The sequence below is a fragment of the Gardnerella sp. KA00288 genome, from assembly GCF_049244085.1.
Taxonomy (GTDB): domain Bacteria; phylum Actinomycetota; class Actinomycetes; order Actinomycetales; family Bifidobacteriaceae; genus Bifidobacterium; species Bifidobacterium greenwoodii.
This window is the reverse complement of the sequence record NZ_CP058373.1, coordinates 232137-251209: the sequence shown is the minus strand read 5'-3', so window position 1 is coordinate 251209 and position 19073 is coordinate 232137. Positions and strand designations below refer to the sequence as shown.

Genomic DNA, 19073 nt, shown 5'->3' with positions numbered 1-19073 from the left:
ATACGTAGCACGACGACCTGCCTGAGCGTAATCAGCGCGAGTGCCAACTGCACGAGTGTCCCAAAACCGCAACAAACGCCAGTGAAAATACACGGCAAATGTAGTCAAATAACGCCAGAGCGAAAACAAACGCCGTGGATATTCACAGCAAATGTTTCCGCTCTGGTTTCGCACTTATTTCAGCGTTAATACATCCGCAACTAAGCGTCAATACATTAGCAGCTAAAGCAGCCACTCAGCAGTAGTAGCCGTTCGCGTTAAGGCGAGCTTCAGGATTAAGCAGCATCGCCTTTTCTGCCTCGTGACCATCGTAGCGAGTGCCATCCGGAAGGCGCGTGCCATCCTTAAGCAAGTGGCGATTTTCCACTGGCTCAAACAGCGGCGCGTGACCCATCATGCCTTCCTCAAGCCTTCTCTGGCCGGCCGCCAAGCGCGCATTAGCACGCTTGCGCCACTCCTCCAGCGTCTCAGCACCAGCACTAGCAGCCACAGCAGCCTCGAAAGCACCAGGGTGAACCAAAGCTACGAATCCGCTCACGTGGCCAAAGCCTAGCGAAGTTGCGAGCGCCGCCTTCACAGTTCCTGCACCAATACGCATCGGCTCGCGCAACCAAACCATGTGGTCGTCTCGCGAAAGCTTAGGATCCACGCAATCAAGCGACACATTCGCTGGAATTACGCCAGTTCTAAACAGTTGCGTCAAACCGTTGATTTGGAAGATGCACGCGCCGCCCTTTGCGTGGCCGGTTAGCGTCTTTTGGCTGATTACGAACAGAGGATTTCCGTCCGTGCGTCCGATTGCGTGCGCAAGAGTATTGTGCAGCTCGGATTCGTTCGGATCGTTGGCATTCGTAGAAGTATCGTGCTTAGAAACCACAGCAATATCGTCCGGAGTAACGCCAAGCGCCGCCAAATCGCGCACGAGCTTAGACTTAGCACCGCCCATGCCTGCAGCCAACGCACCCAAGCCCGGGGCAGGAATAGAAGTGTGAATGCCGTCAGCGTAGGAGTGAATGAAACCAACCACACCAGCAACAGGCAAACCAAGCTTCAAAGCAATATCGCCGCGCGTAACCAAAATCGTACCGCCGCCTTGAGCCTCAAGGAAGCCGCCGCGTCTGCGATCGTTCGCACGAGAGAAGAATCGAGGATTTATGCCCTTAGCATACATTTCCTCACTATTGGCAGTTGCGTTCATGTTGCCAAAGCCGACCACAGATTCCACGCCAATATCATCGATTGCGCCGGTTACTACGAAGTCAGCTTTGCCGAGAGCAATCTTATCGACGCCCTCTTCGAGCGAAACCGCTGCAGTTGCGCAAGCCGACACCGGCTGAACCATGTTGCCATAGCCGCCAATGTAGGTTTGCATTACGTGCGCTGCCACAACGTTTGGAAGCGCTTCTTGCAACACGTCGGTTGGGATTTCGTGGTTAAGGAAGCGATCCAAGTACAGTTTTCGCATTGAACTCATGCCACCAAAACCGGTGCCTTGCGTAGAAGCAACAAGAGAAGGATGCACAGACTGCAAAATCTCCGAAGGCGTGAAACCGGCGGAAATATAAGCATCCACGGTTGTAACAATATTCCACAACGCAATAGTGTCAACGCTTCCAACCATCGAAGCAGGAATACCCCACTTAAGCGGGTCGAAGCCCTTAGGGAATTGTCCGCCAACAGTTCTAGTCATTGCAGCCCTGCGCGGCACGCGAATCATAGAACCGGACTTTCGAGTTACAGTCCACTCTCCAGACTCATCATCGCGAGCAATTGCAGTATGCGCTTCGTCGAGAGCCACGTATTCGCGCGCAATTGTTTCTGTTGGCACGCTGAAGCTCACGTCGTGATCGAGGAAGATTTCTGCTTCTTCTTCGTTTGCTCCGTCCTTGTAGTCGCCGCCCATTCCTGTTTCGAATGGTCGAATACCGGAGCGCGCAACTACTTCATCGCGATATTTCTCCGCAATATCTTCTTCTGGAACAAGCGTGCCTTCAGCATCGTACCAGCCTGGCTTTGGCGAGTCCTGCCAAGTAAGCAAGCCCATATTCCAAGCCAATTCCAGCACTGCGCCTGCAGAAAGATCTACGGAACCATCTTCCTTAATTCCAAGTTCTGCTTCGAAACGAGTACGTCCGGAACCCCATGGTCCAAGCTCGCCGACGGAGACGATTACGATTTCGTCTTCTGGACGAGCTGTTACGTTCTTCCAATCAGACAAGTTGACTCGCGGCTGAGTTGGCACGTAAGGAGTTGGGAGCGCTTTGTTGGTTGATTTAGCAGTTGATTTAGCAGAAGATTCAGCAGATTCTTCAGCAGATTCCGCAGCTTCTTCTGCAGCTTCCGCACGCTTTTGATCTTCCAAAGCTTCTGCACGAAGCGCATTCAAATCAAGCGGCTCCTTGCCTAATCCACCCGTAAGATCAACATCCAAAGGCGCAATTGCAGCCTGTTCGCGCGCTTCACGAGTGCACAAATCAAGCAAACGATCAGCCATTTCTTGCGTAGAGTAGGTAGTTAATCCGTGACGCTCAACCACAGCCACAAGCGGATCATTTCCGCCCATTAAGCCGGTTCCACGCACCCAACCAATCTTAGGATGCGCAAACGTCACGCGATCCGACCACACGCTTTCCGCATGCGCACGGCTCACAATCGCATCAAACGCGCTCTTGACTTCGCCGTATGCGCCGTCGCCGCCGAACATACCGCGGTTTGGAGAGCCAGGTAACACAACGTGCATACGATGTTGCACATCCGTATCTGCTCCGATTTGCGCAAATCCAGCAATTGCGCGCTCCACGCCCCAAAGCATTAAGCGCGATTGCGATTCAAAAAGCGAACCGGAATCAGCCAAAGTGCCGTGAACTGGAGGCGCTGCGAACGGGAAGAACATGCTCGGCTCGTAAGCTGGCTTCAAAATAGTAGTGGTTGCGCCGCTAACTTTCTTCGAAACCGTGCCAACCCACTTCACAAGCGCGTCAACATCGCGGTAGCTAGACAAGTTTGCTGGCACAAGCCAAAGCTTCGCACCCATTGAAGCGTATTCGCGATACGCTTTCTTTGCCCAAGATTTAACGCTCGGCTTGAAGCTATGCGAAGTTGCAACAACAGTCGCGCCACCTGCGAGCAAGCCTGTTACTACGCGAGCTGCGATTGAGTTTGGAGCAACGCCTGTTACAACCGCAACTTCTCCCGCAAAACGAGTTGCGTAAGCTGCATCGGAATCGTAATTGTGAGAAAGCTTAGTACGTGCGTCGCGCGCAATACCAGCAAGTATTGTGGAAAGATTTTCCAATCCGCGCGATTTTGCAAGACCAGCAAACCACTCAGCTTCCGAAGCTACAGCCTCACCTGCGCTCAAGAAACTACCGAATCGACTTGCAATTGCCGAAACTTCATCTGCTTGAGCATCCTCATTCTTTACAGCATGCTCGTAGTACAAGCGCGCAACGTCCTCGCGAGCAGAAGCCCAACGGTCGTCGAAAAGAATCGCCTTTCGCTCATCAAATCGAGGCTCAACCTGCTTTGGCCAATCCGAACCAAGCTCTGCTTCAACAGCAGCTACAACAGCCGCATTTTCGTCGGATTCAGTTTCTGCTTGAGGAGCTTCAACACCAAGCTTTGCAAGCACAAACTTAGCCGTTGCAGCAAGCACGCCGTCAGCGCCAACAACCTGCTGAGCAAAAGCGTCAAGAGCTGCGGAATCAACCACAGCACCACCGGCACTACCGGCAGCACCAGGCTGAGAAACACTAACGCCGTGAGCTTGAGCAACCTGCTGTATAGCTGCGTCGATTAAAGCGTCGGCTGCAGCAGTATTCTTTGCAGGATCCGTAGAAAGTTGCGCAAGATTTTCTCCGCGCACGCTTGCACCTTCGCGAGTTTGCAAAACCAAAGCCGCAAGCACGTGTGCACGCCAGCCTTCGCCAAGCTGCCAGACTTCCGAAATTCGCTTGTCGATTTGCGCAGGTTTCACGCCGGCCGCTCCGAAAAGCGCGCGCAAACGTTCGCGAACAATGTCGGAAAGCACTGCACCAAAAGCCTTGTAGCGCGGAGCAACCGAATCCACAAGCTTTCGCAATGCGCTCATTGGAGCTTCTGCAGCACCGTCCACACTTGCCACGCCAAGCTCGGAGCTAATATCCATAAGCAGCTGGTTTCTGCGGGAAGATACGCCGTTTGTTAGCGTGTCGGTTGTATCCGCATCGCCAATTTGGTCGAGGCGAATTTTTGCACTATAGGCGATTAGCATTGAGATTGCGTCGGATGCTTTAAATGGCAAGTCTGCTACAGGACCGCTTGCTGCTGCGTTAGCTGCAGGAGCAGCAGATGCAGGAGCAGCAGATGCAGCATTTGCAGCGGAAGCAGCAGGAGATGCAGGTGCAGAAGTTGCAGCAGGCGCAGCTTCAGTCGTGCTATCTTCCTCATCAAACACTTCCGGCACAAGCGAATCCGTATCCGTCATATAAACGCGACCTTCATCTCTGCCAACGTTATAAACAGTCACCTTTTCGCCACTAAACTCCGGCAAAGCAAGAGTTTTAGCACCAAGATTTGCCAAAGTTGGAGCGTTTCCTAAACCAACTTCCACGTATTCTTCAACACCAAGACCGCCGCGAGCGCGATCAGCAAACATAAGAGCCTGCGTTTCAATCCAACGAACTGGGGATGCAAACTGCCACGAAAGCAACTCTGTAAGAAGCAGTCGGCCGAGCTTCTGCTCATCGTCAGCGTAAGACTTCCAGGTTGTTTCGTCTTCCAAAGCTGCTTCAATTCGCTCGGATGGCACAACGTCCAAAATCTTCTGCGCAAATTCGCGAGTAAGCTCAAACGGGCACGCCACAAGGTTTGGAATATAGCGGTCCACAAGCACAGAGTAGTCAATATGCTTTGGCAAAAGCGAATCGAGCTTATCGCGAAACTCCGGCACGCCCTTTCGAAGAATTCGAGAATGGAACGGCACATCAATTCCAGGCACGAGCATGAATGGCGGCTTTCCACCGTACTCTTTCGCACGCTTAGAAGCGTCCGCTTGCAAAGCCTTCAGGCCCTTAATCGTTCCAGCAATTGCGTACTGTTGACCAGCCAAATTGTAGTTTACAATCTGCAAGAATTCGCCGGTAGCTTTGGAAATTCCTTCAACGTAAGCGTTTACGCCTTCGTCTCCAACTCCGAACTGGTTTGGTCGAAGCGCGCCCATGCGGTAATTCGAACGGCCTTTTTCGTCGCGCTCAATCAAATGATGCATGGTAGATCCGCGGTGGAACACCAATTCGAGCACAGTTTCAAGAGGAATAATCTGAGCGAAGGAGCTTAAAGCGTTGTATTCGCCAAGCGAGTGGCCGGCAAAGTAAGCAGGCCAAATATCGCATCCGGCTTCACGCAAACGCGCTGTTTGTGCAAAAGCGACTGTTGCAAGCGCAACTTGCGTAAATTGCGTCAAATTAAGCAATCCTTCAGGGTGACGATATGTTACGCCGTGAGCAGTAAGTTCCTTTGGATTATCTCGCACGACGGCAAGAATTGAGAACCCAAGCTTTTCGCGAGTAAGCTTATCTGCCCTCTCCCAAGTTTCGCGCACAGCCGGCGACTTTGCACGCTCATCCAGCGACATTCCTTGCTTTTGAATACCCTGACCTGGGTATACGAATGCTGCGCGTGGAGCGCGAGTAAGTGCGCTTGCTTTAGACACGATTTGTCCATCAACTCGGCACGTAACTTCCAAAGCGAGTCCGCCGCGGCGAACTTTGCCAACGCGCTCAACTGTGATTTCTACTTCGTCATCCAGCTGAACCATGCCATACATGTTGTAAGACCAGCCGATTAGCTCGTAGCGAGCGCCCTTTGCGTCAACTGCTTGAGCCACATGCTGAGCGGTGGCAGACAGCCACATTCCGTGCACGAGTGGCGCGGAAAGTCCGGAAATTGCAGCTCCCCTAGCAGAAGTGTGAATTGGGTTGAAATCTCCTGAAGTACGCGCGAAAGCGGTCATGTTGTGAGGCGCGCGAACTACTACTCTGCGCAAAGCTCTGCGAGGAGTATCTTCAATTTCGTAACCGTGCAATCCTTCTGCGTCACCATATTCGGCGGCAGGTTCCGGAAGAGCGTTACTAAAGCTGCGTCCGCGAATAGCAAAACGCTCGGTTTCGTGCGCAAGTCGCGTTCCGTCAGAAGCAGTGTGCACAACGTGAATTGTTACAACGCGTCCGGAAGCGGATTCTTTATAAGCTTCCGCCCATCCTAGCAAGTTGATTCTCTTGTCAACATACTTGCGCAAATCTTCAGCATCAACGTCAAGCTCAACCAGGTGATCTAAATGAACCGCGTTAAGCAAGCCCTCAATAATCGGGTATCCGTCAACCATTACAGAGCCTAAAGCTGAGTAAATTGTTGGCCAAGCAGGACCAACCAACGCATCCGGCACAATATGCGATGCAAGTAAACCATCCGGCAATCGGCCAGCCGTAGCCGATTCGTGGTCAATTCCAAGATTACGAGAGAAAGTATAAGCTGAACGAACCAAACCAAATGGCGACTCAGCATAGCCTTCTTTAATCAAATCTTCCGGCAATTTTGCTTGAGCACCACTTTGATCAACCTTTGGCATAGCGTCGAGCACATCGCCTGTAATTGCAGTATTTCCAATGCCTGCGGTTGCTGCAAGCATTTCGTACACATGCTTTGGCAAGCGCTCGCGGTCAACTACTGGAATACTTCCAGCGCGACTTGCGTCAACAGTAAGCGGAATCACAATATCTCGAACTGCATGCTTGCGTTTTGCTGAATTTGCAGCGTTCTTTGCAGCATTCTGCGCTTCCTGATTTTCTTGATTATCCCAGAAAGTATCTAGCTTAATATCTAAATCGAGAGAAATTACGTCGTTATTTGTAGAAGTTACAGTAATTACGTAATTTTCGTCTCCAATTGCGCTTCCATAAGCTGGATTTGCAGTTACGTGACCAACCCAAGAAATATTCGGGCAAGCACGAACGTAAGCTTCTACATTTGCAGCCGCCGCAATTTGGCTGAATGCAGTCTGATTTGCGCTATTTTCCGCGCGATTATTAGCACGCTTATTAGCATCTTCTGCACGATTAAGCATTGCTGATTCAAATCGACCAAGAATATCCGCAATCGGCTCATCCATAGTCGTAATTCCAGCCACAGAAATAGGACCTGGAATTACGCGCACAGCGTCTGCCGAGTAGCGCGAATCTTCCGACTGCCAAAGCTGATCTTGACCCCACCAACGAAGCAAATCGTTGTCAATAACCGGCACGAAAGGCATTGGTTTCGGGTATTCTCGCACCAAAGTTGGGAACCATGCGGCATCCATTGGCACCACGTTCATCTCACGAGCTTGAGGCAACGCTTGCAAAAGCGCATCTAAAGCAGCTTGCGGCTTTTCGCTAACTTGTGCGCGAGAAGGCAAAATCGACGTAAACTCGCCGGAATCTTGGCTTACTAATCGCGCTTCAATTCGCTGCAACAAGTGCAGATAGCGGTCTGCGTAAGTAGGATCCACCCACGGGTATGCCAAATCAAGGAAACGCTGGGCAAACTGAGCGTAAGTCATGTTTTCAACGTCACCAAAATATGGTTTTGCAGTTGAGTTAAGTGCCGCAATTACTTCGTCGCGGCGAGTTTCAAGCTCCTCAGGATGCTTCATCATGTGAACAAGCAAGCGTCCGCAGCGTGCAGAAGCGTTTTCAAGCTCGTAAATATCTGCATGCAAATGGCTTAAGCCACTCGTAACACCGCCAACAACTTTTCCAGAAGGAACCCAACGCTCGCCCATTGGTGCGAACGGATCTTCATCAAAACCTTCAACGCTTGAAGCTTTTGGCATTACAATTCCAGGCGTTTCAACAAGCATGCGCTTTACTTCAGGACTTGTATGCGCCTCTTTTGCTGTCATTGCAGCCGTGCCAATCATCACAGCATCAACTGGCATATTTGGCAAACCGTATTCATTTGCCCATTCGCCAGAAATGTAGTCTGCAGCACGCTCAGGAGTGCCAATACCGCCACCTGCAACAAGCACCAAATTATTGCATTCACGCACTTGTGCGTAAGTTGTCATAAGCAAATCGTCCAAAGACTCCCACGAATGGTGGCCGCCTGCAGCACCGCCTTCAACCTGCACAATAATCGTGGCAGGAGCAACCGCCTTAGCAATTCGCACAACTTGACGAATTTGGTCGACTGTTCCCGGCTTAAAAGTTACGTAAGGGAATCCGTCCTTTTGCAAAGACGCTACCAATTCCTTAGCTTCGTCAAGTTCTGGAATGCCAGCAGAAATAACTACGCCATCAATTGGAGCACCCGACTGCCTCTTTTTTGGCACGATTCGCTTCGAACCAAATTGCAAATTCCACAAGTAGCGGTCCATAAACATTGCGTTAAATTCAATAGTTGCGCCTTCACGAAGCTGATTTTCAAGCGACTTCATATGACGATCGAAAACTTCCGCAGTTACTTGACCGCCGCCAGCAAGCTCAGCCCAATAACCTGCATTTGCTGCTGCAGCAACGATTTCCGGCTCTACTGTTGTTGGTGTCATACCAGCAAGAAGCACAGGAGCTTTGCCGGTAAGCTTGCTAAATTTAGTGAGTACTTTGCGTCCGGAAGGAGTGTTGATTACTCGAGGCGCAAAATCAGCCCAGCAGCCGGTGCGCTGTGGCTCAGAATCCGAGTCTGCAGTCGAAAGCTCGGCGCGAGAGCGCATTGTAGCCGCTTCCACAACTCCAGCGCCCGTACCTTGCACAAGCACGCCCGTAAGTTTTCCAAGCACTTCGCTAGGACCCATATCTAAAATCCAAAGCGAACGTGCATCGTTTTGAGCCAAAACTTCGCCAATTTGCGCAGCCCAATCAACAGGAGTTACAAGCACTGCATCCGCTAATTCGCGCGCAACTGTAGTGTTCAAACCGGCCTCGCTCGCCCACTCTACTACCTGCTCAACTGCAGGCTGAAGCATTGAAGAATGGAATGGCACTGTAACATCTAAGTATTCAGCAACCGGCGCAAACACAGCACCGCCGCGAACTTTCATTTCGCGCAATTTTTTCGAGCGCTTCGTTTCTTTTTGCGCTTCGTTTGCTACAGCTTCCATATCTTCTGGGTAGCCTGCAATAACAACGTGATTGTAAGCGTTTTTAACAGCAATTGAGATTTCTCCTCGCGTGCGCTCTGCGCGGGAAATCAACGCTTCTGCCTGCTTTTTGGTAACTCCTTTAAGCGAGAGCATTGGAGTGCGCTCGCCGTCTCCAGTAATTTCAAGCATGCGAGATTCGCGGTCTCCTGCAGCACCGATTAAGTATGCGATTGCAAGAAGTTCTTCTATTTGCGCGCGAGCTTTCTGCCAAGATTTTGCTTTGAGCCTTGCTTTTACCATTTCTGCTGCGATTACGCCTTGAGAATGGCCCAAAACTGCGCAAGGCTTGTTTACTTCAAAGTTGTATCCAAGATTTGTTAAGTCGCGCACAGCACCCAGTTGCGCTAAGCTAATTCCCGGCACGCTAAGAATAGCGTTTGCAGCGTTAATATGCTTATTTTCAAGCGCGTCGAAAACATTTATGTCTCCGCCGGCGTTTGCTAAAAGTTCAGCGTAAATTGGTGCGAGCAAAGCTTTTGCGCCAGCCTCATACTCGTGGAGCTCGGCGTTTAGCTCCTCGTCTTTGCCGAGTTCCTTAAGAGAATCAACCCAAGGAGTTGATTGGCCCGCAAAAGTTAAAGCGTGTGGATTATTAGCGAGTTGGTCGAAAAAGTAGGTGTTCATAATATTTCCTTCTCGTCGATTTGAATAAGTTTTATAAATTTTTATAAGTTTTATAAGTTTTGCGATTTCTGTAATTTATGCAGATTTCTGTAGATTTCTGTAGATTTCTACATTGGCTGATTTCCGTGATGCTTGCCAGTTCTGGAAACCCGCTTTTTACTTCGCAAAAGCTTCAATGAGCCTGCAATCATATCGCGAGTCTGCTCCGGATCAATCATCGCATCAATCTGACCAGTTTCCAGCGAAAGATTTGCGTTCACAGTAGTCGCTTCATATTCGTCAACCAGCTGCTTTCTAAGAGCCGCAACATCCTGCCCGCGCTCCTTAGCTTTTTGCAAATCCTTGCGGTGAATAATATTCACAGCACCTTGCGCACCCAAAACTGCAATCTGACTGGTTGGCCACGCGTAATTTACGTCCGCACCCATCGACTTCGAGCCCATAACGATGTAAGCTCCGCCGAAAGCTTTGCGCAAAATCACAGTAACAAGCGGAACTTGTGCATTCGCGTACGCATAAATCACTTTTGCACCTCGGCGAATAATTCCTGCGTGCTCTTGATCTGAACCAGGTTTGTAACCTGGAGTATCAACCAAAGTCACAACCGGCAAATTAAACGCATCGCACAATCGCACAAATCGAGCAACTTTTTCGGAAGAATTTACGTCCAAAATACCAGCGTTCACCTTCGGCTGATTTGCCACAATTCCAACCGGATGCCCCTCAATGCAAGCAAAACCAACCACTGCGGAAGCAGCGTACAATTCTTGCACTTGCACAAACTCGCCGTAGTCAACTATTCTGCGAATCACGTCGAGCACATCATAAGGCTGACGGTCGTTATCTGGCACAATACTTGCCAACTCTCGCGCAGTTTCGCGGTCCGCACGCGTTGCAGCATAAGCAAAAGTTGGAGGATCAACCTCACAGCTAGATGGCAAATAAGCCAAAACTGTGCGCGCGTAGTCAATTGCGTCCGCTTCATCTTCACCCAAATAGTGAGCAACGCCGGAAGTTGCGTTATGCACAAGACCGCCGCCCAAATCGTCCATGCTAATAGCCTCGCCGGTTGCAGCTTTAACAACATCCGGGCCAGTTACGAACATGTTTGAGTGCTCGCGAGTCATAATAATCAAATCCGTCAACGCAGGGCAATACACAGCACCGCCAGCGCAAGGTCCAAGAATAATGGAGATTTGCGGAATTAAGCCGCTTGCTTCGCAAGTTTTTTTGAAGATGCGACCGTATTGCATAAGCGCGCTAACGCCTTCCTGAATGCGAGCGCCGCCAGAATCAATTACGGCAACAACTGGCACGCGAAGTTCAACAGCCATATCTAAAAGATGGCAGATTTTCTCGCCTTCAGCTTTGCCTAAAGTTCCGCCACGCACAGAAAAGTCTTGAGCGTAAACTGCAACTTTTCTGCCATAAACTTCGCCAAAGCCGGTGATTACAGCGCATCCGGCAACGTCGTTATTTATGTCACCGCCGTTAAAACGTCCAATTTCCACGAATGAGCCGGTGTCAAAAAGCAAGTCGAGACGCTCGCGAGCAGTGCTTTTACCTTTTGCGTGCTGACGCTCTAAAGCTTTTTGTTCTGCATCACGAGCAAGTTGTGCTGCGTGCTGAACAGCTGCTTTTCCGCGACGAGGCTGCAAGTTTGTTGCGTCAGCAGAGCTATTAACAGAAGAGTTATTAACTGTTTTCTCTGAAGTTCCAGAGATTTCAGACTTTTCTTTTGCTAAAGTGCTCATTTCTGCTCTCCTTCCTGCTTTTCAGCGCTTTTTTCGGAAGATTTTTCGGAAGATTTATCTGCGCTTTTTTCTGCGCTTTTATCTCCAGCAAGATCAATCGTCACAAGCTTTGCACCCGATTCCACGCCGTCACCAGGCCCCACAAAAATTCCAGTAACAGTGCCTGCAGCCGGCGCGTAAACGTAATTTTCCATCTTCATAGACTCAAGCACCACAAGCAAATCACCCTTAGCAACCTGCTGTCCTTCAGCAACATTCACGCGCGTAATAACAGCTTGCATCGGTGCTGCAATTACGCCTGGAATCTGCTTTTGTTCTTCAGATTTGTGAGTGCTACCGCGCAAAGAACGTCCGCGCAAAGGCTGCGAAGCCCTAGAAACGCTACGAACTCTAGCCGAACCGGTCAAATTATCAACAATATCTTGCGGAATCGTAAGCTTTACGCGCTTATTATCAACCTCAATAATGAAGGATTCCATTGCAGGCTGCTTATTTTCGGATTCATCCGCAGACTTTCCAGAAACAAGCGAAGCCGGCTGACCACCCAAAGAAGCTGCAGGAACGCGGTTCAAATACTTGCGTTCCATCCACTTAGTAGACACGTCAAAACTGTGATTTTCCGCCGTAAACTCAGGGTCGTTAAAAATCTGCTCAAAAAGTTTCGCTGGAGTTGGCACGCCCTCAATACAAAGCTCCTTCAAAGCGCGACGCACGCGAGCAACAGCAGTTTCGCGACTTTGCGCAGTAATAATAAGCTTGCCCATCATGGAATCGAATTTTGGCGAAATATTGTCACCAACTTCAACACCAAAATCGACGCGAATACCAGGTCCGGAAGGCCACTTTATTTTCGTCAAAGTGCCAGAGCTTGGAGTCAAATTCGTAGCAGGATCTTCCGAAGTAATGCGCAACTCAAAGCTGTGTCCGCGAGGCTTTGGATCTTTAGTCAACTCGCCGCCGTCAGCAATATTGAGCTGCTCGCGCACCAAATCAAGCCCGCTAACTTCCTCACTAACCGTGTGCTCAACTTGCAATCGCGGATTAACTTCCAAGAAGTAGACTTTATGCTGAGAAGTCACCATATATTCGCACGTGCCAAGACCAACGTAATCAACAGCTTCAAATAGGTTACGAGAATATCGGTAAAGCTGATCTTTTTCATCGTCAGTCAAGAACGGTGCCGGAGCTTCCTCAACCAGCTTTTGGTTTCGGCGCTGCACCGAGCAATCGCGCGTGGAATATACGGTGAAATTTCCATGAGCATCGCGGCCGCACTGCGTTTCTACGTGGCGAGCCTTGTCAATAAAACGCTCAATAAAATATTCGTCTAAGTCGCCGCCCTGAAGAGCGTCGTGATTCATATAAAAGCCGCGCAACTCGTCGTCGTTACGAACGACTGTAATTCCGCGTCCGCCGCCGCCATCCGTGCGCTTCATCATCACCGGATAGCCGTGAGTTTGCGCAAAAGTTAAAAGTTCTCGAATATCTTTTACAGGCTCCGAAATTCCTGGAACTGGCGGCACTTTCGCACGAACTGCCACGCGACGAGCCGTAATCTTATCTCCCAAATCAATAAGCGCTTCCGGGCGCGGACCAATCCAAATAACCCCAGCATCGTTGACTTTCTTAGCAAAAGACGCAACTTCCGAAAGGAAACCATAGCCAGGGTGCACAGCATCCGTGCCGCTTCTTTTAATAATGTCAAGAATTGCGTCCTCGTTTAAATAAGTATCGCGATACGTGTCTCCGGAAAGTGCGTACGCTTCGTCTGCCATTTCTACAAACTGCGCGTTTCGATCAGTCGGCGCATAAATTGCAACGGTAGAAATGCCCATTTCGTGAGCCGTGCGAATAACTCGCAAGGCGATTTCACCGCGGTTTGCGATGAGAATTTTTTTGATATTCGTAACCATACGTTACAAGATATTAGAAAAGTCGCGTTTGTGTATGAGCCGACATACACAAAAGCTAGAGCAAAATTTTGTACACTTCTCCAATGCACATGATTTTTGTGGCACGTATTGTGATTAGCGAAACGGAAAACAGCCGGCAAAGGCTTAAGTCTTGAGTAGCGAATTACTTAAGTTGCAAACTACTCGAAGCATGCCGGCAATAACCAAAAGAAGGTTTTCATGACTAACATGAATCAAAATAATGCAGCAACAACTGCAACCGCAGCATCTAATGCAACCGTTAGTAAAGTAAAGGCAGCCGCAACTTGGCTTGCTAAGCCGGTTCTTCTAACCGCGCTTTTGGCACTTTCTACTATGGCAGGCGCAATCTATTTGCCTATTACTCCTGTGCCAATTACGTTGCAGACTCTTGTTTTGTGCATTATTGGTTTGACTTTGAGCTGGCGCAAGGGCGTTGCTTCCGTTGTAATGTATTTGGCTTTGGGCGCTGCAGGTTTGCCTGTGTTCGCTGGATTTAAGGGCGGCTGGGCCGTATTCGTCGGACCTACTGCCGGCTTCCTTGTTGGCTTTATTTTTGGCGTTGCTGCAACTGCCGCTTTGAAGCGCGTATTCGACGTTGCTCTTGACGCAATGATGCCGGAACGCTCGTTTAAGAAGACTTTCGCACGCTTCTTCACCTACTCAGTTGCTTCCATAATCGGCACGATTGTGATTTACGCATTCGGCATTTTTGGCCAGAGCTTACTTACCGGCATGCCGCTTTCTACTGCTGCAGCAACCTTGATTATCTTCATGATTGGCGATTTGATTAAGGCTTTTGTTGCGAGCGCGGCTTGCTCCGGCTTGTACAACGCACTTAACAAAAAGCGCGCGTAGCGAATAAAGATAAATGCTCCAAAAGACGGAAATCCTCCTCGCATTTGGAGCATTTAACTCACTACAACGCTCCAAACGCGGGGAATCTATCTCATGTTTGGAGCGTTTACTGTTGCGTAGCACTCCAAACGTGCGCAACTTGTCTCGCGTTTGGAGCGTTCGTGGCTGCAAAACCCTCCAAATGCGGGGAATCTATCTCATGTTTGGAGCGTTCGTGGCTGCAAAACCCTCCAAATGCGGGGAATCTATCTCATGTTTGGAGCGTTCGTGGCTGCAAAACCCTCCAAATGCGGGGAATCTATCTCATGTTTGGAGCGCTTTCTTTAAATCTCACTATTCATACGCAACGGCCTGCACATCTCCGCTTTTAACCACAATCTCCTCGCCGGAATCTTTGCGAATCGTAAGAGACGCATCTTCCCCAACGCGCACAGCCGTTCCAGTCACCACGCTTCCATCAACCGGATGCACATTCACTTTGCGCCCAAGCGTCCAGCACACATCGCTTAACTCTTTAAGTAAACCGGCGCAATTACTTGGATAATCACGAATAAAATCGCATAATCTCACTCGCAATCCGGTAACGATTTTTGCAGCAATCGCATCGCGCAATTCCGTAGCTTCCGGCAGCCCGCTCATGTGCATTTGCAGCGAAGTTGCCATCTTAATCGGCAATACTTCTTGCGGCACGTGCAAATTCAATCCGATTCCAAAAACTACTCCAACAACATCATCCTTGCTTGGATCAGCCACAATTTCTGTTAAGATTCCGCCTTCTTTGCAGTCGTGCAAAAATACGTCGTTTGGCCATTTAAGTTTAAGCGCACACGCATCCGCATGAATTGGCGAACTCTTATATTCTCGGAACGTTTCCAGCAGAGCATCTCGCGCCGAAAGCCCTGCAATTATTGGCAGCCAGCCGTTTCGACTTTCGTCCATAACTATAGTTTTTGGCAGCAAAGTTACAAAAGATACCAAAAAACTTTCCCCAGGCCTGCTCACCCACGCGCGTCCAAGCCTGCCGCGACCAGCCGTTTGCTCGTCTGCTACAATCGCAAATATTGTTGGTTTTCCATCATCTCGAGCAATTATTTCGCCTTTTTGTATGATTTCGCGCGCAATATTTTGCGTAGAATCCGTAATTGCGAAATATTTTACTAAATCTGCTACATTTGATGTGCGCGGCATCAATGCCACACTTTGCGAAGAAAAAGTAGTCATAGGTATAATTTACATCAGATTATATGCTTTAGCGTGTTTATTTTCACGAATTTAAGCAGAATAAGTAGCAGCAGTTAGTATGCGTAAAAAATTAGCAGGTGTAACAGATGAAGCAAATACGTTGCAAAATGCAATCTGAGCAGATGCGCGCAAGAATAGAGCTCGCATCTCGCATATTTTGTTACGTACTTTCCACAATACTTTGCTTTATTCTTGCACTTTGCACAAGCCTCGGCCCAATCTTTCGCAACCAAGATATTAAGGTTCATTTAGGCTCTATTACTGATTTTTCTTGGATTAATGCGCTGATTTTTATTGCCGCGTTCGCAATATACGCGATTATTTTGTGGACGATTGTTTATTACGGCAAGCATGCGGCTTTTCCTAAACAATACAGCCGTTTTGGGGCGTGGATTAAGTCGATTTTTAGAAAAAAGCACAAGAATAACGCAGAGAAAACAGACGAAAACAAAAGCGAAAACACAGCCAATCGCAAAATTAAAAAGCACCGCGCATCCGCAATCTGCCGCCTAATTCGCAACATTTCTAAGCGTTTTTATAACGCCGCACTCTGGTTTATTAAGCATTCCACACGAAATCGCCGCAATCTTTTCCTCACTTTCTTCCTAGGCTGGCTTTGGGCTCCGGTCACTTTGCTTGCAGCGTACGGCGCCGACATCTGCTCGCAAATTCGCGAGTACAGTTGGGCTTGGAATCAGGTTACTGGCTTAAATCAGCCCTATATTGGCTTCTTTAGCTTCGTTCCAATGGACATTTACCCCACAGCTCACTACCTTTGGCCTTCGAAGCCAACGTATTTAACCGATCAGCACAACATTGTGCTAACCGTTATTTACGGTTCTACAACCGCAGTTTCACGATATTTTACCGATTCCAACGATGCCGGAATTATACTTTTAGCTTTTATACAGTTTGTATTTGCAGCTTGGTGCGTTGCAGCGAGCGCGAATCGCTTCTTAAATAGACCTTGGCTAAAAATTGCGCAAGCACAACAAGCGCAACAATCACAACAATCCACACAATCGCAGCAAACCCAGCAAACCCCAACGTTCGCAAGATTTGCCGTCTTACTAATGTTCTTGCTAAGCCCGCTTGTTGTGTGCTCCACAATTGCGCTCACAAAATCGCCACTTTTTGCCTTCGCATTCCTGTGGTGGTTCGGCATAAATTATGAACTCAGCAGCATATATTCAAACACAAGCAACGCATACTCAACCTCCAGCAAAACTACACAAAACTACACAAAACCCAATTGGCACACCGTTTTAGAGCTTCTTATTTCTGTATGCGTCATGCTTATTGCCGCAAAATATGCATGGTATATTCTACTTATACAATGCGTGCTTCTGCTTATATTCATGCGCAAACGCTGGCGTCTGTGGATCTGCACTATTTTGCTTCCAACAATTATTATTCACGGCGCTCTTCTGCTTCTTATTTCTAGTGGCGCAATTATTAATGGCGACCCTATTGAAAGCCGCGGCGTGCAATTGCAGCAAATCGCGCGCATTGCAAAACTCGACCCACACAGCATTCCTAAAAGCGCAAAACGCATTATTGCGCCTATTTTTAACCTAGATCAAACCGCCGAAGCATACAAGCCTTACGATGCCGACCCTGTAAAATCCTCCGGATTGCAGTCAAAGAAGGTAAGTTACCGCTGGCGCTACGTTAGTCGCGAAAATATTAGTAAATTAAATATTGCATGGTGGCAAATGGTAACACATAGTCCGCTTGTGGCAACGGACGCTTTTCTTGCGAAATCTTACGGCTATTTCGATATTTTTGACCGCCCATACGTTGGTCCAGAATACTATATTGACACGGATAATATTCGCAATTCAGATTGGATTCGCTACTGGAATCCTCAGTTCCGCACAGATTTTGCAGATTTCATAAGCACTTGGAGCGATATTCCAGTTATCGGCTGGCCTATTCACGGAAATACTTTTGTTATTGCAACGCTGCTGATTGGGGTTGCGGAAATTATTCTTCGCCGCTGGCGCACGGTTTTGTGGCATATGCCTTTGGCTTTGCTTATTGGAGTAATGATTTTGGCGCCTGCGAATAATTTTGAGCGTCACATGCTGCCTATTGCTTTTGCTTTCTGCTTTGTGGTTCTTACTTTTTGGAGAGATACTTCTACTCGCACGCGCTATAATAGTAAAGAATGTTTAGAGTTAAAGGCACAAGATGGACGAGAAGCATACACAGCAGTTTGCGCAAAATAGCAGCGAGCGCGCTTCACTCGTACCTTCTGAAGATCTTGATTTCCTCTCGCTTCTAGCCAGCGTGCAATCTTACGAAACTAATCAACCTAAAACTAACCAGCCTGAAACTAACCAGCCTGAAACTAACCAGCCTGAAACCAATCAGCCTGAAAATGCTATTGCAGAAACCAAATCTAATGAAGAAAAGCATCGTCACCATTTGTGGCATAGGCTTTCTGCAAATCAGAACAAAGATAATAAAAGCAAAGACGCTAAAGTCAAAGATACTCAATCTTCCGCAAACTCCGCCCCGCATTTTACTCCCCTACCTAGCGCTCCTAAATCCACCGACTTTGGCATTTTTGACACTCGCGACGGCCAAATTTTCGACTCAGCTATGCGCCTTCGTCTGCACACTTTAATTGCAACTTGCTTAATGAACGGCATTTGCGATTCTAGAATTAACGCTTTTATGCATTTGCTTCAGTGGCCCGACTCTCCAAAAATAGTTATTATTGCAGGAACTTTTGGCAAGGAAATCACTCCGGATGACGGCCCAAATCGAAAACCAGCTCCTGTAGCTCCTGCCGACAATACGGATGCTTTACGTCGCAATATTTGGCCGCAACTCGGAAGCTGCAACGCCTACGACGCTATTGTTGAGCGCGTGCAAAGTAGTGCATTGCAACGCATTTCTAAAGCATGGCAGGCAACTAAGTCTTTTGCTAAAAATATTAACGATGCCGCTGCCTTTGCTACGCCTTCGCATATTATTCTTCTTGCCGTGCGTGAAGAACCTAGCGAACAAGCTTTAGAGAAGATTTGCAGCGTGTTTGCTCCTTCTAAAAAGCCTATTTGCGTAAGTAGTTTAGTTGAAGGAGTTAGTGAGATTTCTTCCGAACTTACCGCAACTCTTGCGTCGATTGCTGTTGCGCCGGCGATTAAACATTTGCCACAGGTTATTCATACTGATGACGTGCTTCCAGAACGCGCGCTTATTGGCGATTCTACTGCTTTTAATACTTTGTATAACAAGGTGTATCAAAGTTTGGCGCCATACAGTAGTGATGATCCAACTCTTGAAACGATTGATATGTTCTTGCGTTTTGGCGGCGCTCTTGATCAGACTGCGCACGAGCTGAATGTGCATCCAAATACTGTGAGATACCGTTTGCGCAAGGTTGCGCAGACTACAGGTTGGGATGCAACTGATCCGCGCGCAGCTTACGTTCTGCAAACGGCAATAACAATTGGTCGCATTCGCGATTCGCACTAAACGATGCGCACAAAATAAAGG

7 protein-coding genes are annotated in these 19073 nt (G+C 48.6%); 3 read left to right on the top strand and 4 right to left on the bottom strand.

Annotated elements, in window-relative coordinates:
• Positions 1-235: 235 nt before the first annotated feature.
• The 3 genes from HXT52_RS00935 to HXT52_RS00925 form a co-directional block, all read right to left on the bottom strand.
• On the bottom strand, positions 236-9781 hold the full coding sequence (locus HXT52_RS00935) for a fatty acid synthase subunit beta domain-containing protein (protein WP_421775982.1): 9546 nt from the start codon (positions 9779-9781) through the stop codon (positions 236-238).
• Between the two features lie 107 nt (positions 9782-9888).
• Positions 9889-11535, bottom strand: coding sequence for an acyl-CoA carboxylase subunit beta (locus HXT52_RS00930; RefSeq protein ID WP_421775981.1), 1647 nt, complete (start codon positions 11533-11535; stop codon positions 9889-9891).
• Positions 11532-13448 (bottom strand): biotin carboxylase N-terminal domain-containing protein, encoded by a 1917-nt coding sequence (locus HXT52_RS00925; protein WP_421775980.1) that lies wholly within the window; start codon positions 13446-13448, stop codon positions 11532-11534. Before HXT52_RS00925 ends, HXT52_RS00930 begins: the two co-directional genes overlap by 4 nt.
• Positions 13449-13667: 219 nt before the next feature.
• On the opposite strand from HXT52_RS00925, the gene HXT52_RS00920 reads away from it, so the two are divergent.
• Positions 13668-14324 (top strand): biotin transporter BioY, encoded by a 657-nt coding sequence (locus HXT52_RS00920; protein ID WP_421775979.1) that lies wholly within the window; start codon positions 13668-13670, stop codon positions 14322-14324.
• Positions 14325-14657: 333 nt separating this feature from the next.
• On the opposite strand, the gene HXT52_RS00915 is transcribed toward HXT52_RS00920, so the two are convergent.
• A complete protein-coding gene (locus HXT52_RS00915) occupies positions 14658-15545 on the bottom strand; it encodes a biotin--[acetyl-CoA-carboxylase] ligase (protein WP_421775978.1) in 888 nt (295 codons plus the stop codon).
• A gap of 107 nt (positions 15546-15652) precedes the next feature.
• Here HXT52_RS00915 and HXT52_RS00910 point away from each other — a divergent pair, with 107 nt between their 5' ends.
• Positions 15653-17797 carry a DUF6020 family protein gene (locus HXT52_RS00910; RefSeq protein WP_421775977.1) on the top strand — a complete coding sequence of 715 codons (2145 nt, stop codon included), beginning with the start codon at positions 15653-15655 and terminating at the stop codon, positions 17795-17797.
• A complete protein-coding gene (locus HXT52_RS00905; RefSeq protein WP_421775976.1) occupies positions 17760-19052 on the top strand; it encodes a helix-turn-helix domain-containing protein in 1293 nt (430 codons plus the stop codon). Before HXT52_RS00910 ends, HXT52_RS00905 begins: the two co-directional genes overlap by 38 nt.
• Positions 19053-19073: the final 21 nt, after the last annotated feature.